We start from the raw sequence: 23,261 nt of genomic DNA, 5'->3' as shown, positions 1-23,261 counted from the left end.
GCTCCTCACAAATAGGGCTATCAGGATTGGGCGGGCATGGTAGCGCCTTGCTCCCCGGTGAGCAACCGGCTCTCGTTGGCCAGGGTAAGCAATTCATCCGCCAGCTGGCTGATGAGGGTGAGCTGCTGGGTCAGCATCAGCTGCTCCTCGCTGCTGTCCGGCGTGATGACAGGGCACTGGCCTTCGATCTGCGCTGGCATCTCCCCCGCCAGGTGACCGGCGGCGCGCTCCAGGGTATGGCTCAGGTGGCGGCTGATCTCGTCGAGCTCGCCTATGGCTTCCAGCTTGTCGCGATGGGCGCCCAGCGCCGAGATGTAGGAGAGCAGGGCGTGGTTGCGCCAGGTGAGGGTGAAGCAGAGATCGAGGAAGCGGCGACGCTTCTGTGGCTCCACCAGCATGCTTTGCCAGGCCATGGCCAGCTCGCTGTCCGCCAGATGGGCGCTCTTGCGGGCTACCCGGTAGTCGATGGATTCATCTCTTTGCTGTTGCAGGCTGGCGAGCACGGCCGCCAGATAGCGGGCGTTGGCTGACAGTGAGTTGGCGATGAGCGTCGGCAGCCGCTTGTACTGCCAGTCCGGCCACAGCCAGGCCACCAGGGCATAGGAGAGCAGGCAGCCGAGGAAGGTATCTAGCATGCGCGGTCCCAGGATGGCAAAACCTATGCCGTCCAGCAGGTTGAATGCCATCAGCACATAGAGGGTGATGAAGCAGACGGCGGCGCTGTAGTTGCTGCGTACCTGGGTGAAAAACAGGAAGGCCGCCAGCCCCATCACCACCAGCTGGACGTGCAGTTCGGGGAACAGCCAGAGCACGGGGATCCCCACCAGCAGGCCGGCGAAGGTGCCGAGCATGCGCTGCACCAGCCGGCGACGGGTGGCGCTGTAGCTCGGCTGGCAGACGAACAGCACCGTCAGCAGGATCCAGTAACCCTTGTCCAGATTGAAGGCCTGCAGTATGCCGTAGCCCACCACCAGCCCGAGCGACAGGCGCAGGGCGTGGCGAAACACCATGGAGTTCGGGGTCAGATGCTGCTTGAGCTGGGTCAGCAGCGGCAGGCGGGGCGGGCGCGCCAGGGCCGGCAGGCTTGCCTGTGCCTGGGCCGGGTTTTGCAGCTCCTCGGCACTGCCCAGCAGCTGGTTGATGCTGGCCAGGTTGCGGCGCAGGAACTTCATCGGCGTCAGCAGCGTCTTGGGATAGTGCTGCTTGAGGTGGGTGAACTCCAGCTGATCGCCGAGGGCCTCCAGGGTCCAGTGGATGCGCTTGTTGTGGGCATAGGGCTTGTGCACCAGGATGGCGTAACCGAGCCGCTGGCACGCCTCCGACAGCTGCAGGAACACCTCCTGGAAGCCGTCGAGGACTATGCCCTGCTTGAGTTCTTCTTCCAGTTTGCTGTAGGGGTAGTGGCTGGAGGTGGCCCGTTCGTGGATCTCCAGCGCCAGCAGGTAGAGGCGCAGCAGGCTGGCAAGCTCGGGCGCCGCCTGATGGCGGGTGCTGAGGCGGGCGTTGAGTGCCGACTTGGTGAGGGTCAGCGCATTGACCAGATTGATGTTGAGCTGGGCCAGATTGTGGCGAATGGCCTGGGCGCCGTGTTCGTCTGCCGGAAAGAAGCGGGATTTCTCCAGCAGATAGCGACCGAGGGCAAAGTAGCTCTGGGCCAGCTGCTCGTGCAACGTCTTGTAGGGCAGCAGCCAGAGCCAGATGAGGGAGACCAGGCCGTACCAGAGTGCGCCCGCGCCGAGCGCCAGCGGCTGGTAGAAGAGATCCGGTGCCTTGGCGGCCCCCAGCATGGTGTAGATGGCAATCAGTAGGGAGCCGAAGCTGATGGTGGCGTAACGCTGGCCCAGCGCCCCCACCATCACGAAGATGAAGGTCGACCCGGCGAGCCCCAGGGCAAACAGCCAGGGCGTCGGGAAGAGGTACTGGACGCAGAGCGAGGCAAACAGGAAGCAGAGCAGCGTCATACCGAGGTTCTTGACCCGGCCCCACAGGCTGTCGTCGGTTTCGGCGATGGCGCCGGCCACCACCCCGAGGGAGAGCAGCACTGTGAGCTGGATGTTGCCCGTCGCCAGGGTGAAGGCCAGCAGCCCCACCATGGCCAGCAACACCTTGAGGGCGAAATAGATGTGACTGTCAGTCAGCAGTCGGCGTAACAAACCAGAGAAGTCCATGGGCATGCTAGGCACCACCCTTGAGCGAAGCAAAATCGATGTAACTGTCAGTCAGCAGTCGGTGTAACAAACCAGAGAAGTCCATGGGCATGCTAGGCACCACCCTTGAGCGAAGCAAAATCGATGTGACTGTCAGTCAGCAGTCGGCGCAGCAGGCCAGAGAAATCCATCGGCATGAGACAAGAGCAACCCTTGAACGAAACGAGAACGGGATACTAACCCGCCAAGCGCGAAGCGGCCCTGATTTGGATCAGGGCCGCTTAGCTTCATATCCTTGATTTACAACTTATCCTGACAGAAACAGGCATCAATAAAAACCCCGCCGAAGCGGGGTTGTTCATCAGTTGCGGTTGCCGCCAAGCAGGCTCAGCAGGCTCAGGAAGATGTTGTAGATGGAGACATACAGGGTCACGGTGGCGGAGATGTAGTTGGTCTCGCCGCCCCGGATGATCTGCTGGGTGGTCAGCAGTATGGCACCGGAGGAGAACAGCATGAACATGGCCGACAGGGCCAGGCTCAGGGCGCTCATCTGCAGGAAGATGTTGGCGACCATGGCCACCAGCAGCACCCAGAAACCGACGAACAGCATGCCACCGATGAAGGAGAGGTCACGCTTGGTGGTCAGGGCATAGGCGGACAGACCGAAGAAAGTCAGCGCCGTGCCGCCCAGGGCCGTCATCACTATCTCGCCACCACCATTGTTCATGTACATGTTGATGATGGGGCCCAGGCTGTAGCCGAGCAGGCCGGTCAGGGCGAAGGTGAACACCAGCCCCATGCCGTTTTCGCGGTTCTTCTGGGTCAGGAACATCAGACCATACACACCGATAAGGAACACGGCCCAGTGCAGGGGCGGCATGTTCATCACGGTGGCGACCCCGGCCACAACGGCAGAGAAGCCAAGAGTGAGGGAGAGCAGCATATAGGTGTTGCGCAGCACCTTGTTGGTATCGCGCGCGGCACTCTGGGTGCCAGTGTAGATAGAACGGGTATCCATCTTGGGTGTCCTCTTGATTTCCGGTTGAGGCGGCAGATTCCGCTTCGTTATCGCATTGTATGCACTGAATGTGGGGATGACGAGCGCTGATTTCAAGCGCTACCCCAGCCTGTTGCCCCCTACTATCCCAGAACAAATATGTATTGCATATGAACAAGGGCTTGACGTAGTATGCACGCCGTTCGGAGGGGTGGCAGAGCGGCTGAATGCACCGGTCTTGAAAACCGGCGATGGGCGACCATCCGTGGGTTCAAATCCCACCTCCTCCGCCATCTTCATAAAAGACCCAGACAACCTCGTTGTCTGGGTCTTTTTGCTGCCTGTGATTGGGCTTTTCATCCGTTGTCAGGGGTTGAGCCTGTTCGCCAGAGCAGTATCAGCAGGGTGAGCAGGCAGAAGGCCGCGCCCGTGTAGAAGGTAAAGGCCGGGCCCAGGCTATCCCACATCCAGCCCGCCACCAGGCTGGCCAGCAGCATGGCGAGGCCGCTGACCAGATTGAAGAGACCATAGGCGGTGCCGCGCAGATCAGCGGGTGCCGTGGCGGCCACCATGGCGGCCAGCAGCCCCTGGGTCATCCCCATGTGCACGCCCCACAGTGCCACCCCCGCCAGCATGACGGCCCAGTGGGTACTCGCGGCCAGGGTCAGGTCGGCCGCGATCAACACCAACATTCCCCATATCAGCAGCCAGGTGTGAGGCAGGCGATCCGAGAGGCGACCGAACGGGTAGGCCGACAGGGCATAGACCAGGTTCATCGCCACCATGACCAGCGGCACCAGGGCCAGCGGCATGCCGGTCTGCTGGGCGCGCAGCACCAGAAAGGCTTCGCTGAAGCGGGCCAGGGTGAACAGGGCGCCGATGACGACGACCCACACGTACCTCACTCCCAGCCGGCGCACATTGTCGCGCCGCAAGGGATTGCTGCGCACGGCGGGCCCGGGCTGTGCGGGTTCGCGCAGGCCGATGGCGAGCAGGGCGACCGAAGCCAGCCCGGGTATGACGGCCAGCCAGAAGATGGCGCGAAAATCGTCGTGCCAGAGCAGCATCAATCCCACCGCCAGCAGGGGGCCGAGCAAGGCGCCGACCGTGTCGAGGGATTGGCGCAGGCCGAAGGCGGCGCCGCGCAGCGCCGCCGGGGTGAGGTCGGCTACCAGCGCATCGCGGGGTGCGCCCCGAATGCCCTTGCCGACTCGGTCCAGCAGTCGCGCCGCGAGTACGAGTCCGCTGCCGGATGCCATGGCAAACAGCGGCTTGGTGAAGGCACCCAGCCCGTAACCCAGCAGGGCCAGCCCCTTGCGTCGCCCCAGATAGTCGCTCAGGGTGCCGGAGAAGACCTTGACCATCAGCGCCGTGGCTTCCGCCGCCCCTTCGATGAGGCCGACTGTGAGGGCGCTGCTGCCGAGCACAGTCACCATGAAGAGTGGCAACAGGCTGTGGATCATCTCGGACGAGATATCCATCAGCATGCTGACGAAGCCCAATACCCAGACACCGCGCGGGATCTGGCTCAGGGGTGTGTGACGGGACGAGTGCGGGATCATGGTGATTTGCCTTGCACGGAAGCGGCTCTCTCAGAGCATAGTCAGCCGCGCTGCCCGCCGAAGGTTGAGGGCTGCACCGTCTGATCAGGAGCGCAGACAAATGGGACAGGCTGGCGCAGCAGCCTGTCCCGGTGGCAGGGGTTATTGCTCTATATCGAGCTCTGCATTGGCCAGGCGTCTGTGCTGGATGGTCGAGACCAGCACTGTACATACTGACCATCCACAGATAGTCGGGGCGGCCTTTGTGCATATCCATGGCGGTGGGCGCTCTTTTTTTGAGCGGCCATTTATCATGGGCTGCTTAATTTTTCCTTAAGTATTGTGGGTTAGCCTGCATCTTTATTGGTGTTTATTGACATGACTCACATTATCAGGGGCGTCTGAAAATATCCTGCCCGGTGTCTTCATGGCTCTGTTACCATCCGGCGCCAAATATTTAAACACCAACATGAATAAGTATTTTAACGGTGTAATAAAGAAGTGTAATAGGGAGATATACATGCCTTCTTTTCTTAAAATAAGAATTGTTCCATTTGTTTTTCTGTTGGCATTAATCTTTTCCTTTCTGCTCAACTGGTCAGTTTTGCTGCATTTCTATGAAATATTGACCCAACTTGAACACGTCAAGCTCGGGTTTGCCATTTCCATTCCCATCGTATTGGTTGCGGCCCTGAACTTTGTATTCATACCCTTTTCCATACGTTATTTCATCAAGCCTTTCTTTGCCTTCCTGTTTATCACGGGGGCCATCGCCAGCTACACCATGATGAAATATCGGGTGCTGTTTGATGGCAACATGATCCAGAACATCTTTGAAACCAACCAGAGCGAGGCTCACTCCTACCTGAGCATGCCTCTCGTCAGCTGGGTGCTGCTGGCCGGGGTTTTGCCCGCCGTGCTGCTGTTTTTCATCAAGATTGAGTATCCGGCGAAGTGGTATCAGGGTCTGCTGCAACGGGGACTCTCCATGCTGGTATCCCTGCTGGTATTGGGGCTGATAGCCACGGCTTATTATCAGGATTACGCCTCGGTCGGTCGCAACAACCAGACCCTGAATCGGGAGATAGTCCCGGCCAACTACATGTACAGCACCACCAAATACCTCTACAAGCGCTATCTGGCCGAACCCATCCCCTTCAAGCGCATGGGGGATGATGCCAAACGGGTGAGCAAGGCCGACAAGCCGACCATGATGTTCCTGGTGGTGGGGGAGACGGCCCGCGGCAAGAACTTCTCCATGAATGGCTATCACAAGGAGACCAATCCCTTCACCAGCAAGCAGGCGGGGATCATCTCCTTCAAGGATGTGCGCTCCTGCGGCACGGCGACGGCTGTCTCTGTGCCCTGCATGTTCTCCAACATGGGGCGCAACGAGTTTGATGGCAATGTGGCGCGCAACAGCGAAGGCTTGCTGGATGTGCTGCAAAAGAGCGGCATCTCCATCTTCTGGAAAGAAAACGACGGCGGTTGCAAGGGGGTCTGTGATCGGGTGCCCAACATGGTGGTGAAGCCGCAGGATCACCCCAAATTCTGTGACAAGAACACCTGCTATGACGAAGTGGTGCTGGAGGGGCTGGACGATGAACTGGCCGCCATGAAAGGGGACAAGCTGGTGGGTTTCCATCTGATTGGCAGCCATGGGCCTACCTATTACAAACGTTATCCGGGTTCCCATCGCCATTTCCTGCCGGACTGCCAGCGTAGCGATATCGAGAATTGCACCGATCAGGAGCTGGAAAATACCTACGACAACACCATACGTTATACCGATTACGTGGTCGCCAGCATGATCGACAAGCTGAAGAAATACGAAGACAAATACAATACTGTGCTGGTCTATATTTCGGACCATGGTGAATCATTGGGGGCCCTGGGTCTTTATCTGCACGGCACGCCCTATAAATTTGCCCCGGACGATCAGACCCGGGTGCCCATGCAGGTGTGGATGTCGCCCGATTTTTCCCGGGACAAGGGGGTCAATCTCGATTGCCTGCAGCAACATGCGGCCAGCACTCGCTACTCTCATGACAATATATTCTCGTCCGTGCTGGGCATATGGGATGTCGATACGGCGGTATATGACAAGCAGCTGGATATGTTCAGCCAGTGTCGAACGGTTCAATAATGAGCCAATGATAAAAAGGGGAGCCTGGCTCCCCTCTTTATTTGGGGGTTGCCGGGCCATGGCTGTTGTCTGGCTGATGTGTGTTCCTGCTGGTCGTTTGTTGGACCGCGTGTATGATGAACCTGCTGGCTATTTATTCACCAGTGAAGGCGGTGTGATTCACGGGGAGCAAGCCACCTTATTGCAGGCGAATTAATCTGCCTGCGACTGAGTAATTTATTCTTCTGCCAAGGCTCGTCTTTTCCAAAAAAGTCGATATAAAGTGGGATGTCATGACAAGCCGGGTTCGCGTGACGGGGCAGGGTACATATTGCATGTGCCATATGCCGGTCGCGGGCTCGCAACATGGTCAATCAAAGGTCAAGGCACGGGGCATTCCCCGTCGCTGGCGGCAGTTTTCAGCAACATGATGCGGGCAGCCATGATCCGCGTCGGTAGGAATTGGCAATGCGGCGTCATCTGTTCACTTGGTTAGGCCCGTTATGTAGCTTGTTGTTGTTGGGGGCGGCACTGGCCGTCCTCTATCGTCTGACTCACCTCTGGCACTGGCACGATATCCGGCTGGCCATCTGGTCCTTGCCGATGCCGCTGCTGGGCGGGGCCCTGTTGCTGACGCTGCTCAGCTATGCCTGTCTCTGCTGCTATGACATGCTGGCGGTGCATGTCCTCGGCAAGCGCCTTCCCTGGCAGCAGGTGGGGGTTACCTCCTTCATCGCCTACACCTTCTCCAATACCCTGGGGTTTGCCCTGCTGACCGGCTCGTCGGTGCGCTATCGCATCTACTCCTCGCTCGGGCTCGGCACCGGGGAGGTGGCCCGGGTCATCGTCTTCTGCTCAGTCACCTTCTTCCTCGGCCTGCTGGCCTGGGGTGGCAGCGCTCTGCTGGTGGGGCAGGCCTCCACCCTGTTGCCGAGCTGGCCGCTGTGGGCCGATCGACTGCTCAATCTGGCGGGGGGAATGGCGTTGCTGGCCGTGCTGGCCTACCTGTTCTGGCCAAAACCGGCGCTGGCCTGGCGTGGTCACCAACTGGTGCTGCCTGTGTTCAGGACGCGGCTGCTGCAACTGCTGGTGGCGCTGCTGGACTGGATGGCGGCGGCCGCCGTGCTCTATGTGCTGCTGCCGGCGGACAGCGTCCCCTATCCGGTGCTGCTCGGCGCCTTCGTGCTGGCCAGTTTTCTCGGGGTGCTGGCCCATGTGCCCGGCGGGATCGGGGTGTTCGAGGCGAGCATGAGCCTGCTGCTCGCCAAGTATCTGCCGGTGGACAAGCTGCTGGCCTCCCTGCTGCTCTATCGCTGCATCTATTACGTGCTGCCCTTCCTCTGTGCCCTCTTGCTGTTTACCAGCCAGGAGCTGTTGCAGCAGCGGGCCCGCTGGAGCCGCCTGCAGGGCATAATGGCGGCGGTGCGCGAGTTTCTGCCGGCGTTGATCAGCCTGGGCGCCTTTGCGGCGGGCAGCCTGCTGCTCTGTTCGGGCATGATCCCCACCATGCGCGGGCGCATCGAGATCCTCTTGCAGGTATTGCCGCTGCACCTGTTGGAGCTCTCCCACGTGCTCGGCAGCGTCAGCGGCGTGCTGTTGATCCTGCTGGCGCGCAGCCTCTACCGGCGCCACGATGCCGCGTTTCGCATCACCCAGCTGCTGCTGGCGCTGGGGATGATCTTCTCCCTGCTCAAGGGGTTTGACTGGGAATCGGCCCTGCTGCTCGGGCTGTTTTTGCTCATCATCACCCCCTGTCGCGCCCTGTTCTATCGCAAGGGCTCCCTGCTCCACGCCCAGTTCACCCCGGGCTGGCTCATCTCGGTGGGGGCCGTGCTGCTGGGGGCGCTCTGGCTGCTGCTCTTCTCCTACCGGCAGGTGGAGTATGACCACGCCCTCTGGTTCCACTTCTCGCCCCATGGCGCCGCCTCCCGCGGCCTGCGGGCCATGGGCAGCGTGGTGGCCGTGCTGGCCGTGGTCGGGGTGGCGCAACTGCTGGCGCCGCTGCGGGTCTCGGGTCGCAAGCCGGAGCCGGAGGAGCTGGCCCGGGCCCAGGCGCTGGTGGTGCGCGAAGGGGGCTGTCATGGCTACCTGGCCCAGCTTGGTGACAAGTCGCTGCTGTTTCACCCCGGCGGCGAGGCGTTTCTCATGTATGGCGTCGAGGGGAATGGCTGGATCGTGATGGGGGACCCCATCGGTCAGCCCGAGCTTATCGAGGAGCTGCTGTGGCAGTTTCGGGAGTTGTGCGACCAGCACGATGCCAGCCCGGTGTTCTATCAGGTGTCGGCCCGCTACCTGCCGTTCTATCTCGAACTGGGGCTGATCCCGTTCAAGCTGGGGGAGGAGGCCATCGTCGACCTGCCGGCCTTCGATCTGGCTGGCAGCCGGCTGCGCAACCTGCGCCAGAGCCATGCCAAGGGCAAGCGGGAGGGGCTGTCGTTCGAGGTGGTGGCGGCAGATCAGCTACCGGCGCTGCTGCCCAGGTTGAAGGAGGTCTCCGATACCTGGCTGCAGAGCAAGCAGGGCAAGGAGAAGGGCTTCTCGGTCGGCAGTTTCGAACCCGACTACCTCAGCCTGAGCCCGGCAGCGCTGGTGCGGCACAGCGGGCAGATAGTCGGTTTTGCCAACCTCTGGGTCAGCGACAACAAGGAGAGCCTCTCCATCGATCTGATGCGCTACAGCCTGGACACGGGCACGGCGCCCATCATGGACTTTCTGTTCGTCGAGCTGCTGCTGTGGGGCAAGGCCGAGGGCTATGCCAGCTTCAACCTCGGCATGGCGCCCATGTCCGGCTTCAACGACCACCCCTTGAGCGGTTACTGGACCCGGCTTGGCAACACCATCTTTACCCGTGGCAGCCGTTTCTACAATTTCCAGGGGCTCAGACGCTACAAGGAGAAGTTCTCTCCGCGCTGGGAGCCCCGTTATCTGCTCTGCACCGGCAAGCTGGTGCTGCCCAGAACCCTGACCAACTTGATTTCCCTGATAAGCCGAGGCCCGTTCGGGCTGATAAAGAAATAGGAGTCGGCCATGAGAGCCCTGTTATTGCTGTTGGCGTGCTGTGCATTTCCGCTCTTTGCCGCGTCGGTGAAAGAGGATCTGGGTCTGGTGGAGCTGCCGGTGGCGCAAGCCTTGGCGGCACCCATGGTGGTGTTTCTCAGCGGGGATGGTGGCTGGGCGGCGCTCGACAAGGGGCTGAGTGCCCAGTTTCAGCAGCACGGCATGCCGGTGGTGGGCTGGAGCTCGCTTACCTACTACTGGAAGAAGAAGGATCCGCAGCAGGTTACCGCCGATCTGGTGCGCGTGCTGGCGGATTACCAGTCCCGCTGGGGGCGCCAGCGCTGGCTGCTGGTGGGCTTCTCCTTCGGGGCCGAGATAGTGCCCTTCGTCATCAACCGGTTGCCCGAGCCCTATCGCAAGAGTCTGGTGGGGGCCGTGATGCTCTCCCCCTCGACTGCCTCCGATTTCGAGATTCATGTCAGCGACATGGTGGCGCACGACAAGGCGGGCAGCTACCCCACCCAGCCCGAGGTCAATGCCATCCACACCCTGCCCATGCTCTGCATGCAGGGGGCGGATGACGACTCTCCGGTGCGGCTCTGCCCCCGGTTGCAGCAGCCCAACGTGACCACTGTGACCCTGCCCGGCTCGCACCATTTCGAGGATGATTATCCGGTACTGTTCAAGGCCATCACCAGTCACCTCTCCTTGCCGTGATGGTCGGACCTGATGTGGCGCTAGCTCAAGTTTGGCCACTCTTCCTGCTAAATGTTGTTTAGGTATCCCTTGTCACACTCTGCTCACGCCGCCCTTTACAGGGTCTGACCACTTCCCAACACTTTGTTGAGCAATGGCTCAGAAGGGAGTGCGATATGCGTGAACAAAAGACCCATCTTGTTGATCAGGAAGTGGATTTCCCTGCCGATGAACAGCTGGTCTCCACCACGGATCTGCAGGGGGTGATCACCTATGCCAACGATCATTTCTGCCAGGTGGCCGGTTACAGCCGCGCCGAACTGGTGGGCCAGCACCACAACATGGTGCGCCACCCCGACATGCCCAAGGCGGCGTTTGCCGATCTGTGGGGCAAGCTCAAGCAGGGCCAGCCGTGGCGCGGCATGGTGAAGAACCGCTGCCAGGATGGCCGCTACTACTGGGTGGATGCCTATGTCACCCCCATCTTCGAGCAGGGCAAGGTCAACGGTTATCAGTCGGTGCGCTGCCGCGCCGATCCGCAGATGAAGGACATTGCCGCCCGCACCTATGCCCGCTTGCGCGCCGCCGAACAAGGGGGTCGCCAGCCCCGTCTTTCCCTGTCACGGCTGCGCCACGGGGTCGCCGGGGCTGGGCTGCTGGCGCTGGGCTGGTTGGGGGCCGTGCAGCTTGGCTCCTGGGCGCCACTCTATATGGCGTTGCCGCTGGTGCTGCTGGGCCTGCTCTATCGCCACGAGCTCATCACTACCCCCCGTTATCTGCAGCAGCTGGCCGAGGAGTATGACAGCCTGACCCGGCTCATCTATTCGGGGCAGGAGCCGAGTGCCATCGCCGATTTTCACATCAAGCTGCTGCAGGCCCGCATCCGGACCGTGCTGGGGCGGGTGGATGATGCCACCCACGCCCTGCAGGATCTGGCGGTGCACCTGAAGAGTGCCTCCAGCGAGGCCAGCTCGGACATTGCCGAGCAGGATGCCCAGACCCAGCAGATGGCGGCGGCCATCACTCAGATGGCGAGCACGGCGCAGGAGATAGCCCGCAACATCCAGGACACCAACAGCCAGATAGCCCAGGCCAAGACCCATTGCCAGCACACGGATCGCCAGCTCATCGACACGGAACGCAAGATCACCGAGCTGGCGACGGAGGCGGAGCACGCCTTTGCCTCGGCGGTGGCGCTGGCCAGCGAATCGGATCGCATCGGGGTCTTGATGGGGGAGATCCAGGGCATAGCCGATCAGACCAACCTGCTGGCGCTCAACGCCGCCATCGAAGCGGCCAGGGCGGGCGAGCAGGGGCGCGGCTTTGCTGTGGTGGCGGACGAGGTGCGCACCCTGTCGACCCGTACCCACAAGGCGACCGAGCAGATCCAGAGCAGCATCAGCCAGATCCAGCGCACCCTGAATGGCTGGAAGGGCATGATGCAGAACAACCTGCAACAGACCCAGGCCTGTGTGGAGATGACCCGGCAGGGCTCCGGCAGCCTGCATCAGGTGCTGGCCGAAATCGAGCTGGTGATGGACTTCTCGGCCCAGATCTCGGCGGCGGCGGAGCAGCAACAGGCGGTGGTCGAGGACATCAGCCAGAACGTCAACCTCATCTCCCAGCACTCCCACGCCAACAGTAACAAGATGCAGGATGTGGACGAGTCGAGCGAGATCCTGCTGACCAAGGCCAGACAGCTCAAATCTCTGGGGCAGACCTTCGGCTAAGTCTGCCTGCGCCCTTGGTGTTGATAACCACAAGGCCACCCCGCGGGGTGGCCTTGTGGCGTTGGAGCCGGTCTGACGCCGTCAGTCAGGCAGAGCTTGACCCTGGCCGGCATTAGCGGGGGCCAGCTCGATCCCCTTGTCGTTGTACATGGCGCGATCGGCGTGGATCAGCCACTGCTCGGCGCGCCACCCCGGCTGGTATTGGCTGATCCCGACGCTGATGCCGATCGCCAGCAGATGCTCGTTGACCTGAAAAGGCTGGGCCATGGCCATCCGGATCACCTCGGCTATGGTCTCGGCTTCGCCCAGATCCTGATCGGGCAGCAAGAGCACGAACTCGTCACCGGCCAGTCTGGCGAAGAAGCGCTGGTGGTTGAGGCTGCGGGTGATCCGCTCCGCCAGTTGGCAGAGGATGGCATCCCCGTGGCTGTGGCCAAAGCCGTCGTTGACCTGCTTGAAGTTGTTGAGATCGCAAAACAGCAGACAACCTGGGCTGGGGCTCATGATCTGCGCCTCCAGTCGCTCCATCAGGCTCAGGCGGTTGGGCAGGCCGGTGAGGGGATCTCGCCGTGCCAGCTGCAATATCTCCTCTTCCCGCTGCTGGCGCAGGGCGATCTCGCGATTGAGGCGCTTGTTGCACACCAGCAGGTAGACAGCCAGCAGCAGGATCAGCGCGCAAGCCGTCAGACTCAGCAAAAACCAGGGGCGCCAGAAGACCCATTGTTCGGAGGGGGCCTGATAGAGAAAGCCGGTCAGCGGCACCGGCTTGGGAATGAGGCCGATCTCGGCCAGCTGCTGCATGATGTGGGTGACGCGATCCGGGTTCATATACCCGATCTCCACATAGAGCGGCTGGATCATCTCCTTGCTCACCTGCAGCTCGTACTCCATGTGGGCCTGACTGCGGTTGACGCCATACGCCTTGCGCAGCAGGGCTATGGCCTCCTGGGGGTGGGCGAGGGCATAGCGCCACCCCTCGAGACTGGCGGCGCGAAAACGCGCCACCCGGTCCGGGTGGGCCTGCTCCTGCGCCTGAGTGGTGAACAGTATGTCGCTGTAGAAGTCGATGCCGTAATTGCGCGGGTTGATGACGGAGACGGGGATGCCGCGCTCTTCCAGATAGAAGGGCTCGTTGCTGAGGTAGGCGTTGAAGATATCGACCCGGCCCTCGATGAGATCCTCGATATTGACCGAAGTCTGGATCGGGGTGAGCTGGTGCTCATTGAGGCCCTGATAGTAAAGGGTGGCCAGCAACTCGGCGTCCTGATGGGCGGAAAACATCATGATCCGTTTGCCACGCATGCCATCAACGGTGAGAATGCCGCTGTCACGGCGGGCCAGAAAGATGGACGGGGAGTGCTGAAAGACGCAGGCGAGCGCCAGCAAGGGCGTGCCCTTGGCATAGGCGGTCAGCACCTCTGTGTTGCCCACGCCAAAGTCGGCGCGACCGCTTTGCACCTCCTCCACCGGGCTTATGCCCTTGCCACCCGGCCTTATCTCCACGTCCAGTCCGGCCCTGGCATAGAAGCCCTTGGCCTTGGCCATGTGGTAGCCCACAAACTGGGGCTGGTGCAGCCAGCGCAGCTGGAGCACCACATGTTCCGGCGCTTCAAGCGGGGATTCGCTGGCCCGTAGGGGCATGGCGTGACTGGCGCCAATCAGCAGCAACCAAAGCAAGCATCTCTTCATCCGTGCGAGTCTTGTTCTGAGTGTTCATGGGGTGCGACCCCTTGAGAGGGTCATATTCTTGTAATGAAACAGATTCTAAAGGGTTATTGATGTACCGGATACTAGCGCAGCACAAAGATTTCATGGTGATCAACAAGGGGCCCGGCCTTGGCATGCACGACGAGACCGACGAGTCCGGTCTGGTCAATCCGGGCCTGGTCAGTCGGGTCAAGGCCGACACAGGGCTCGTTCTCTATCCCGTCCATCGGCTCGACAAGATGACCTCCGGGCTGGTGTTGCTGGCGCGTACCACGGCGGCGAACCGGGCGCTCAGCATGGCGTTTGCGGACCGGCAGGTGAGCAAGCAGTATCTGGCCCTCTCCGATCGCAAGCCCAAGAAGAAGCAGGGCTGGGTCAAGGGGGACATGCAAAAAGGGCGTGGCGGCAGCTGGATGCTGGCGCGCAGCCAGGACAACCCCGCCATCAGCTGGTTCGACTCGGTGCCGGTGCGCGAGGGCTTGCGGCTCTACCGCATCAAGCCCCAGACCGGCAAGACCCACCAGATCCGGGTCGCCCTCAAAAGCATAGGGGCGCCCATTCTGGGGGATGAGCGCTACGGCGGCACGGTGGCCGATCGCGGCTACCTGCACGCCTGGCGTCTGAGTTTCACCCTGGGAGACGAAGCATTCGATTTTATCTGCCCCCCCGATGAGGGTGAGATGTTTCTCGCCCCCGATCTCGATGCCGCCATCGCGGGGTTGAGCGAATGAGCGGCGCTCAGGAGCTGCCGGAGAACCCGGTGCCCGCCAGCGGCTGGATCCTGGCAGATTTTGACGACACCCTGGCCCCGGGCGACAGCCATGCCGGCCTGCTGCGTTACATATTGCGTCGCCGCCTCTGGCCGCTGTTGCTGCTGCCGGTGATCGCGCTGGGTGGCCTGGTGTACCTTGTACCCAGCCAGCGCAGGCGGGGGATTTCACTTATCTGGTGGGCCATCACCCTGGGGCTCTCGCCCCTTGGCTGGCGCAAACTGGTGCGGGCCTACTGCCGCACCCGGCCCGGCCTGTTTCGCGAGGCGCGCGCCTTGCTGGCGGACGTGCACGAGCGCTGCTGGGTGATCTCCGCCAGCCCCCGCGCCCTGGTACGCGCCCAGCTCTATCAACAACTGCCCGGCACGCTGCCCCATTGCACCCTGGGCTCGCGGATGCATTACCGCTGCGGCGGTCTGATGCCGCGTTTTTACTGCCACGGCCGCCACAAGATCCTGCCCGAGATCCGCGCCCTCGCCGCGGTACTCAGCTTGAGCGACAGCCTGCACGATCTGCCGCTGCTGGCGCTGGGGGCACAGGCCTGGCTCATCAACCCCACCCCCCTTCGTCTGCAAAAAGCGCAGGCGCGCTTGCCCCACCTAGTGCCCAAACAGTGGCGGCTGTAAGGGAAAGCTGACAGCCTGCCGGGTCGCCGTGGGGCGATCCGCAAGGCTACGGCCTCAATGTCACAATCTATTTACATCTTTTGGCGAGGGGGCGGGGAAACTATCTGAAACCCGCCTCTTCTCTTCTGCCGCGCACCTGCTTCTAATGAAACAAGTTGTTAACAATGGACCGATTGGTGCCGTGGCCGGCCTGACAGTGCGCCGCTGCGTCAACCCGCTTTAACCACTTTCAGTCATCAGCACATTGCAAGGAGCGCATCATGACGACCACTTCCTCTTCCCGTTCCCATACCATCAATCCCCTCGGCACCGATGGTTTCGAATTCGTCGAGTACACGGCGCCGGATGCCAAAGGCATAGCCGCCCTCAAGGCGCTGTTTGTCTCGCTGGGGTTCGCCGAGGTGGCGCAACACAAGCACAAGCAGTGCTGGCTCTACCGCCAGGGCGACATCAACTTCGTGGTCAACGCCGAGCCTCACTCCCAGGCGGAGCAGTTCGCCAGCCTGCACGGGCCGAGCGTCTGCGGCATGGCGTTTCGGGTGAGCGATGCGGGCAAGGCCCAGCAGTTTGCCATCACCAAGGGCGCCAAGCCCTTCGTCGGCAAGATAGGGCCCATGGAGCTCAACATCCCCGCCATCTACGGCATAGGCGAGAGCACGCTGTCGTTTGTCGACCGCTACGGCGACAAGGGCTCCATCTATGACGTGGATTTCGTCTTCTACCCGGACTGGCAGGCACGCATGGCCGAGGTGGATGCCGGGCTTTACGAGATAGATCACCTGACCCACAACGTTCAACGCGGCAACATGGATGTCTGGTCGAACTTCTATGAGCGGATCGGCAACTTTCGCGAAATTCGCTACTTCGACATCGAAGGCAAGCTGACCGGCCTGCATTCCCGTGCCATGACGGCCCCCTGTGGCAAAATTCGGATCCCCATCAACGAATCCTCCGACGACAAGTCCCAGATCGAGGAGTACCTGCGTCAGTACAAGGGGGAGGGGATCCAGCACATAGCCCTGGCCTCCAGCGACATCTACCAGACCATACGCACCCTGCGTGGCCGCGGCACCGGCTTTATGCCAACGCCGGACACCTATTACGAGAAGGTCAACAGCCGGGTCGAGGGCCATCAGGAGGATCTGGAGGCGCTCAAAGCGCTGCGGATCCTGATCGACGGCTCGCCGACGAAAGATGGCATCCTGTTGCAGATCTTCACCGACACCGTCATAGGCCCGGTGTTCTTCGAGATCATCCAGCGCAAGGGCAACGAGGGGTTCGGCGAGGGCAACTTCCAGGCACTGTTCGAATCCATTGAACTGGATCAGATCCGCCGTGGCGTCTTGAGCGGAGAGCCCAGCGATGCGTAACGGGATCCGACTTCATCGAACCATGCTCCACTCATGCGAGGTATTTGGCGATGCGTAACTGGATAAGTTTTCCCCATCGGGAGGGGACCCACTCCCGCCAGGCTCATGCCGATCTGCCCGAGCAGGCCATCTATGAGCGTGAACTGGGGCGGGCCGGTTTCTTCGGTCCCGCCACCCACATGCACCACAAGCATGCTCCCACCGACTGGACCAACTGGGAGGGGCCGCTGCGGCCGAGGGCGTTTGACTTGAACGGTCTGCAGGAGGAGGTGAGCTCCCTCTCCCCCTGGGTGATGCCGGATATTCTGCACAATGCCCACTGCCGCTACCGGATGTGGCGCCTGCAGGAGGCGATGCCGTTTCTGGTGCGCAACGCCGACGGCGACGAGCTGCTGTTCATCCACGAGGGGAGCGGAGAGTTCTACTGCGACTACGGCCACCTGACCTTGCGGGACGGCGACTATGTGGTGATCCCCCGTGGCACCATGTGGCGCATCGAACCCACGGCGCCCCTGTTCATCCTGATGATAGAGGCGACCAACGACAGCTATCAGCTGCCGGACAAGGGGCTGGTGGGCAATCATGCCATCTTCGATCCGGCGGCGCTGGATGTACCTGCCATAGACCCGGCCTTTCTGGCCCAGCAGGATGAAAATCCCTGGTCGCTGCAGGTCAAGCGCCACAACCAGGTCTCCGTCATCACCTGGCCCTTCAACCCGCTGGATGCGCTGGGCTGGCACGGGGACTTGTGCGTGGTGCGCCTCAACTGGCGCGACATTCGCCCGCTGATGAGCCACCGCTACCACTTGCCGCCCTCGGCCCACTCCACCTTCGTGGCGAGCCGGTTCGTCGTCTGCACCTTCGTGCCGCGCCCCATAGAGAGCGACCCCGGCGCCCTCAAGGTGCCCTTCTATCACAGCAATGACGACTACGACGAGGTGCTCTTCTACCACGCCGGGGACTTCTTCAGCCGGGACAACATCGAGCGGGGCATGGTCACCTTCCACCCCGCCGGTTTTACCCACGGCCCCCATCCCAAGGCGTTTGCGGCGGGGCAGGCCTATGCCAAGAAGTTCACCGACGAGGTGGCCGTGATGCTGGATACCCGCGATGCGCTCAATGTTGGCGGCCTGTGCGAAGGGGTGGAGAACCCGCGCTACGTCAGCAGCTGGCAGCGCCCGGACCTCATGACTGCCACCAGCAAATAAGGATTTTTATGAAACTTGCAACCTTGAACAACGGCAAGCGCGATGGCGCCCTGGTAGTGGTCAGTCGGGATTTGAGCCGTGCGGTGCGGGTGGCGTCCATCGCCCCCACCCTGCAGGCGGCCCTCGATGAGTGGGCCGAGACCGAGCCCAAGCTGGCCGCCGTCTATCAGACCCTCAACGATGGCACCTGTGCCGATGCCTTCCCGTTTGATGAGAGTGAGAGTCTCTCGCCCTTGCCCCGTGCCTACCAGTGGGCCGACGGCAGCGCCTACGTCAACCACGTGGAGCTGGTGCGCAAGGCCCGCGGCGCCGAGATGCCGGAAAGCTTCTGGCACGATCCCCTGATCTACCAGGGCGGCTCGGATTGCTTCCTGGCCCCCCGCGGCCCCATAGTGATGGGTTCCGAGGAGTGGGGTATCGATTTCGAGTCGGAGGTGGCCATCATCACCGACGACGTGCCCATGGGGACGAGCCCGCAGGCGGCGGCCGCCCACGTCAAGCTGCTGATGCTGGTGAACGACGTGAGCCTGCGCAACCTGATCCCGGGCGAGCTTGCCAAGGGCTTTGGCTTCTTCCAGTCCAAACCGTCGAGCGCCTTCTCGCCGGTGGCCATCACCCCGGACGAGCTGGGGAGCGACTGGCAGGAGGGCAAGGTGCATCTGCCGCTGGAAACTTATCTCAACGGCGCCCTGTTCGGTGCCCCCAATGCCGGGGTGGACATGACCTTCAACTTCCATGAGCTGGTCGCCCACGCCGCCAAAACCCGGCCGCTCGGGGCTGGCTGCATCATAGGCTCGGGGACCGTCTCCAACTATGACCGCAGTGCCGGGTCCTCCTGCCTAGCCGAGCTGCGCATGTTGGAAATTATCGAGTCAGGTCAAGCCACTACACCCTTTCTGCGCTTTGGTGATACAGTGTCCATCGCGATGCAGGATCGCAACGGGATGAGTCTGTTTGGCACCATTTTGCAAAAAGTCACGCAACAGGATGTCAGCCAGATGACGTGAAGGAGCCAGTGCGGGCACAGGGCCGACTGGTGAACGGCAGGTGCCCTTGCACCTGCCAACACAGGGACAGATTATGTTGCAGTTGTTTGGATATTGGCGTTCATCGGCAAGCTATCGGGTGCGGATCGTGATGCAGCTCAAGGGGCTCGATTACGAGCATCACCCAGTCAACCTGCGGCAGGGCGAGCAGCGCGAGAAGGCCTATCATCGCATCAACCCCCAGGGGCTGGTGCCCTTCCTCATCGACGGGGATGTGCAGTTCGGTCAGTCGGTTGCCATCATGGAGTACCTCGACGAGACCTATCCCGCCTATCCGCTGATGCCCTCGGCCGCCCAGGCGCGAGCCAGGGTGCGCCAGATAGTCAACATGATCGCCTGCGACACGCACCCGCTCGACAACCTGCGGGTGCTCAACTATCTGGAGCAGGAGCTGGGGCTGGGCAAGGCGCAGCGTGATGCCTGGTATCGCCACTGGATTGACGAGACCTTCAGGGTACTCGAACCCTTGTTGATGACCACGGCCGGCGTCTATTGCGTCGGCAACGAGGTTACCCTGGCCGACTGCATGCTGGTGCCCCAGGTCTACAACGCCCGCCGCTATGACATGACCCTGGATGAGTACCCCACCATCGCCCGCATCGTCGCCAACTGCGAGCAGCTGCAGGCCTTTATCAAGGCCGCCCCGGAGCTGCAGCCGGATGCGCAGGTCTGACATTGTGCATGCGGGTTGGGCTGCATGACACCGGCCCAACCCGCACTGCTCAACGCTGTTGTCCCCCTCCCGCTCGATTCATCTCATGGCGTCCCGTTGCATCCATACAGGCAAAAGCCGGGCCGTTCACTCAATCGCTGGTAGTAGTCATTCACGGCCGGCAGTGGTGGCCGGTCAAACGGCGTTTCCAGCCAGCGGTTGACCGACAGGCCGATGGGAATATCCGCGAGCGAGAAGCGGCTCCCAGCCACATAAGCACCGGTTGCCTGGAGATGTCGATCCAGGATCTGCATGTATCTGGACCAATCCGCACATCCCGCGCTGAGTGCCCGGCTGTCCTGATGCAAGGGCGAATGCCTGACCAGCGACATGAAGGCGTAGCGCCAGGCGGCGTTCAAATCCGATGCTTGCCAATCGATCCATTGATCGACCATGGCCCTCGCGCGTGCCTCGGCTGGATAGAGAGCGGCTTGGCCGTAGCGCGCCGCCAGGTAGCGGATGATGGTATTTGATTCCCACAGTGTGAAGTCGCCATCCTGAATGACAGGCACCATGGCGTTCGGGTTCATTGCCAGGAATTCGGGGGTATCCGTCGGCTTGAAGCCCGCTCCCCACTCCTCCAGCTCGAAAGGGAGACCCGTCTCGGCGCAGGTCCACAGCACCTTGCGCACATTGATTGACGAGGCCTTGCCCAATATCCGTATCATCTCTTCGTCCTTGTGTGGTGAGTCTGGGCTTATCCATGACAGGGTTTCATCGATTGGCGGGTCAGCTGCGGGCCGTCTTGGGCTGGAAGAAGGCGATAAACTTGCCGAATTTCGCCTCGTCGTAGCTCTTTCCCTTCTCCAGCAGCCCTGTGTTGAAAGACTCCAGCAACTTGCCTTCGGCATCCAGCACGTAGAAGTGGGGCACCCCAAGATACTCGGGGTAGCGTTTTAGGAAGGGCTCGTTCTTGTTCGCCTTGCTGACGTTCACCTTGACCACCACGAAGGTCTGGTTGAGCTGGCTGGCAAGGGCTGGCTCCCGGTCCAGGAAGTGGTTCATCTCCTGGCACCAGCTGCACCACTCACCGCCCACCAGCAGCAGGACCTTCTTGCCCTCGGCACTGGCTTTGGTGGTTGCGGCGGCCAGATCCTGCACCGGATCCCGCCGCTCGTCATACCCCTGGCTGTAATCGGGCAGTGTGCTGGCCCAGAGATGGCCGGTGCTGTACGCCTCGCCATGGAACAGGGCCGTGCCAAGCAGCAGCGGCAATAGCAGTCGCTTCATCCTCTTCTCCTTGTGTTGTTGTTCGTTGCTTCCAAGCCGCAACAATGTGACACGAGCGAACCCCTTCGCCAAGCGGCAAGAGTGGCAGGGCATATGCGAAAAATGGGAATGATGGATTAGAAAGGTGCCTTTGTCGGTGTGGCCGTGTTGGCCGCTGGCTGCTTCAGGGAATGAAATGGGGAGAGTGGAATACAGCTCCCGTCCCTTGGGATATTGATGCGGGAAAATGGCGAATAATAAGTGGCCGTCGTGTGCACGCTTGTATTCAGCGCCATAGAACATAATACCCGTCACGCTGGTGATAAAGGTGGATTTCATATCTCTGTATATTTGACCGAACCCATATATAAAATATTGTTTTGCTGAGGTTCCATCTGTGTTGGTGATACAGCTGTGGTTCAGTTCACTCCTTGGCTAGCACCGGAAAGTGTTATGCTTGTGCTGTGTTGGTTGTTTGTATCGATACTTTAAATTGATATTTAATATATTTTTGGTGTTTTGATCCTGTTATCACGTTTATGACAGTCGATAAAACCTAACATCGTCGCACCCATAATAGATGCGAACCGGTTGCGTATCGAGAATTAACCTTCCTTTGAAAATTGTCATGGGCATAACAGTTAGCGGTATTGATAACCCGTCGACAGGGCTCATGGCATTCAGGTTTATCGAGCGTGTCACCCTGTCAGCTATATCCATCACTAGATGGGAAGGGGCATTTCACGTTAATTTTGCAACAAGGAGATATCATGCATTCCTTCAAGAAGTGCGTCGTCGCACTCTCCATCAACCTTGCTCTCTTCTCGTCGGCGTTCGCCTGCACGACCCTGTTGGTAGGCAGCGAGGCCAGCGCCGATGGCTCCATGATGGTGGCCCGCAGCGCCGACAGCGATGCGCTGAAAGCCCAGCATTTCGTGATCCATCCGGCTAAACAGGGGCAGAGCGGTGTGCACAGTTCCAAGGCTCACAACGGCGCCAATGATTTTAGCTACCCCTTGCCGAAAAACTCCCTGCGTTACACCACTGTGCCGAACTGGAAGACCCAGCTGCACGGCGCCACAGGTTTCAACGAGAAAGGGGTGGGGGTGAGCGGCACCGAGTCCATTTTCGCGTCGCCCGAGGCGCTCGCCTTCGATCCCTATGTCGAGGACAAGGGCATCACCGAGGATGACATTCCCGATGTGCTGCTTTCGCGCACCACCTCGGCTCGCGAGGCGGTCGCCCTGCTGGGCAACATCATAGAGACCCTGGGGGCGGGGGAGGGGTTTGGCGTCGCCGTGGTGGATGATAATGAGCTCTGGTATCTGGAGACAGCCACCGGTCACCACTGGATGGCGCAGCGCCTGCCCAAGGATCAGTATTTTGCCTCTGGCAATCAGGGGCGCCTGCAGCACTACGATCCCAAGAGTGCCGACATGATGGGCTCGAAAAATCTGGTCGAGTTTGCCACCGAGAAGGGGCTCTACCAGCCACAAAAGGATGGGAAGTTCAATTTCTCGCAGGCCTATACCCGCGACGACGAGCGGGATCGTACCTATAACGATCCCCGGGTCTGGACCATACAGCAGATGTTCAACCCCTCGCTCAAGCAGGCGGTGGATGCCGGTCGCCAATTCCCTGTCACCCTGACCCCCGAGAAGAAGATGACCCTGGATGAGGTCAAGGCGGTGCTGCGCAATCACTATGACGGCACCGAGCACGACCCCTATGGCAAAGGGTTGAACGGCCAGGAGCCGTGGCGCCCCATCAGCGTATTTCGCACCTATGAGGCCCATGTGATGCAAGTGCGCCCCTGGATGCCGCGCGAGGTGGGGGAGGTGACCTATGTGGGCCTCGGCATGGCAGACCTGACCGCCTTCGTTCCCTATTACAGCGGTCTGGAAGCCTATCCAGCCCACTATGCCCTGGGCAGCGACAAGGCGGACAGCGACTCCATCTACTGGAAATATCGCAAACTGCAGACCCTGGTGATGACCGATTACCCCAAGCTGGCGCCCATGGTGAAGCAGGCTTACCAGAGCTGGGAGGCGAAGATCGCCAACGAGCAGAAAGAGATGGAAGCCAGCTATCTGAAAACGGTCAAAACAGACAAGGCCGCCGCCAACCGTATGCTCAACGACTTCAATCTGCGGGTGATGAAGGATGCGGAAGCACTGACCGACGATCTGACCAACCAGGTCTTCACCGTCCGCACTCAGGATATTCAGGCCGATATCTTCTTTGCCAACAAGGCGAAAAAGGATTGATGTCGCTCAACGCGGCAACATCGGCCAGCTGAGCTGACGAGCGCCATCGCCATGGCCAAAAAATAAAAGCCCCTCGCGAGGGGCTTTGTTGTTGGCTGGTTGGCCAGGATATC

At 60.9% G+C, this 23,261-nt stretch carries 17 protein-coding genes and 1 tRNA gene; 12 read left to right on the top strand and 6 right to left on the bottom strand.

Annotated features, from left to right (window positions below):
- Positions 1-20 precede the first annotated feature (20 nt).
- Together yccS and BN1118_RS12900 are read right to left on the bottom strand one after the other, a co-directional pair.
- The gene (yccS, locus tag BN1118_RS12905; protein WP_043556482.1) at positions 21-2,174 is read right to left on the bottom strand and encodes a YccS family putative transporter; all 2,154 of its coding nucleotides are present in this window, start codon (positions 2,172-2,174) and stop codon (positions 21-23) included.
- 334 nt (positions 2,175-2,508) lie between these two features.
- Positions 2,509-3,165, bottom strand: coding sequence for a Bax inhibitor-1/YccA family protein (locus tag BN1118_RS12900; RefSeq protein WP_042652487.1), 657 nt, complete (start codon positions 3,163-3,165; stop codon positions 2,509-2,511).
- A gap of 184 nt (positions 3,166-3,349) precedes the next feature.
- On the opposite strand from BN1118_RS12900, the gene BN1118_RS12895 reads away from it, so the two are divergent.
- A tRNA-Ser gene (locus BN1118_RS12895) sits at positions 3,350-3,437 on the top strand.
- Between the two features lie 63 nt (positions 3,438-3,500).
- Here BN1118_RS12895 and BN1118_RS12890 read toward each other — a convergent pair.
- Complete coding sequence (locus BN1118_RS12890) at positions 3,501-4,706, bottom strand: MFS transporter (RefSeq protein WP_043556479.1); 1,206 nt, start codon at positions 4,704-4,706, stop codon at positions 3,501-3,503.
- Positions 4,707-5,205: 499 nt separating this feature from the next.
- Between BN1118_RS12890 and BN1118_RS12885 the strand changes: the two genes are divergently transcribed.
- The 4 genes from BN1118_RS12885 (at position 5,206) to BN1118_RS12870 (ending at position 12,233) form a co-directional block, all read left to right on the top strand.
- The gene (locus BN1118_RS12885; protein ID WP_043556478.1) at positions 5,206-6,831 is read left to right on the top strand and encodes an MCR-3-related phosphoethanolamine--lipid A transferase; all 1,626 of its coding nucleotides are present in this window, start codon (positions 5,206-5,208) and stop codon (positions 6,829-6,831) included.
- Positions 6,832-7,278: 447 nt separating this feature from the next.
- Entirely contained in the window at positions 7,279-9,828 is a 2,550-nt protein-coding gene (gene mprF / locus BN1118_RS12880; RefSeq protein ID WP_043556476.1) for a bifunctional lysylphosphatidylglycerol flippase/synthetase MprF, read from the top strand.
- A gap of 9 nt (positions 9,829-9,837) precedes the next feature.
- Positions 9,838-10,524 (top strand): AcvB/VirJ family lysyl-phosphatidylglycerol hydrolase, encoded by a 687-nt coding sequence (locus BN1118_RS12875; protein WP_043556474.1) that lies wholly within the window; start codon positions 9,838-9,840, stop codon positions 10,522-10,524.
- A 155-nt stretch (positions 10,525-10,679) separates the two neighbouring features.
- Entirely contained in the window at positions 10,680-12,233 is a 1,554-nt protein-coding gene (locus BN1118_RS12870; RefSeq protein WP_043556473.1) for a methyl-accepting chemotaxis protein, read from the top strand.
- An 81-nt stretch (positions 12,234-12,314) separates the two neighbouring features.
- Here the strand turns inward: BN1118_RS12870 and BN1118_RS12865 are convergent, their stop codons facing one another.
- Positions 12,315-13,922 carry a GGDEF domain-containing protein gene (locus tag BN1118_RS12865; RefSeq protein ID WP_043556472.1) on the bottom strand — a complete coding sequence of 536 codons (1,608 nt, stop codon included), beginning with the start codon at positions 13,920-13,922 and terminating at the stop codon, positions 12,315-12,317.
- 89 nt (positions 13,923-14,011) lie between these two features.
- On the opposite strand from BN1118_RS12865, the gene BN1118_RS12860 reads away from it, so the two are divergent.
- From BN1118_RS12860 to maiA, 6 genes are all read left to right on the top strand, one after another.
- Positions 14,012-14,671 carry a TIGR01621 family pseudouridine synthase gene (locus tag BN1118_RS12860; RefSeq protein ID WP_043556471.1) on the top strand — a complete coding sequence of 220 codons (660 nt, stop codon included), beginning with the start codon at positions 14,012-14,014 and terminating at the stop codon, positions 14,669-14,671.
- The gene (locus tag BN1118_RS12855; protein ID WP_052449198.1) at positions 14,668-15,336 is read left to right on the top strand and encodes an HAD family hydrolase; all 669 of its coding nucleotides are present in this window, start codon (positions 14,668-14,670) and stop codon (positions 15,334-15,336) included. The genes BN1118_RS12860 and BN1118_RS12855 overlap by 4 nt, the downstream gene beginning before the upstream one ends.
- A 260-nt stretch (positions 15,337-15,596) precedes the next feature.
- Positions 15,597-16,706 (top strand): 4-hydroxyphenylpyruvate dioxygenase, encoded by a 1,110-nt coding sequence (gene hppD / locus BN1118_RS12850; protein ID WP_043556469.1) that lies wholly within the window; start codon positions 15,597-15,599, stop codon positions 16,704-16,706.
- Positions 16,707-16,756: 50 nt separating this feature from the next.
- The gene (locus BN1118_RS12845; protein ID WP_043556468.1) at positions 16,757-17,914 is read left to right on the top strand and encodes a homogentisate 1,2-dioxygenase; all 1,158 of its coding nucleotides are present in this window, start codon (positions 16,757-16,759) and stop codon (positions 17,912-17,914) included.
- Positions 17,915-17,922: 8 nt separating this feature from the next.
- Positions 17,923-18,921, top strand: a complete 999-nt coding sequence (locus BN1118_RS12840; RefSeq protein ID WP_043556466.1) for a fumarylacetoacetate hydrolase family protein — start codon at positions 17,923-17,925, stop codon at positions 18,919-18,921.
- Positions 18,922-18,994: 73 nt separating this feature from the next.
- Positions 18,995-19,633 (top strand): maleylacetoacetate isomerase, encoded by a 639-nt coding sequence (gene maiA / locus BN1118_RS12835; RefSeq protein WP_043556465.1) that lies wholly within the window; start codon positions 18,995-18,997, stop codon positions 19,631-19,633.
- An 83-nt stretch (positions 19,634-19,716) separates the two neighbouring features.
- Here the strand turns inward: maiA and BN1118_RS12830 are convergent, their stop codons facing one another.
- Positions 19,717-20,340, bottom strand: coding sequence for a glutathione S-transferase family protein (locus tag BN1118_RS12830; protein ID WP_043556464.1), 624 nt, complete (start codon positions 20,338-20,340; stop codon positions 19,717-19,719).
- Between the two features lie 61 nt (positions 20,341-20,401).
- Positions 20,402-20,902, bottom strand: a complete 501-nt coding sequence (locus BN1118_RS12825) for a thioredoxin family protein (protein WP_043556463.1) — start codon at positions 20,900-20,902, stop codon at positions 20,402-20,404.
- A 749-nt stretch (positions 20,903-21,651) separates the two neighbouring features.
- Here BN1118_RS12825 and BN1118_RS12820 point away from each other — a divergent pair.
- Positions 21,652-23,148, top strand: a complete 1,497-nt coding sequence (locus tag BN1118_RS12820) for a C69 family dipeptidase (protein ID WP_043556461.1) — start codon at positions 21,652-21,654, stop codon at positions 23,146-23,148.
- Positions 23,149-23,261 lie beyond the last annotated feature (113 nt).

It is taken from the genome of Aeromonas bestiarum (assembly GCF_000819745.1).
Classification (GTDB): domain Bacteria; phylum Pseudomonadota; class Gammaproteobacteria; order Enterobacterales; family Aeromonadaceae; genus Aeromonas; species Aeromonas bestiarum.
Note: the sequence above shows the minus strand (reverse complement) of the source record. Positions and strands in the feature narration are given on the sequence as shown.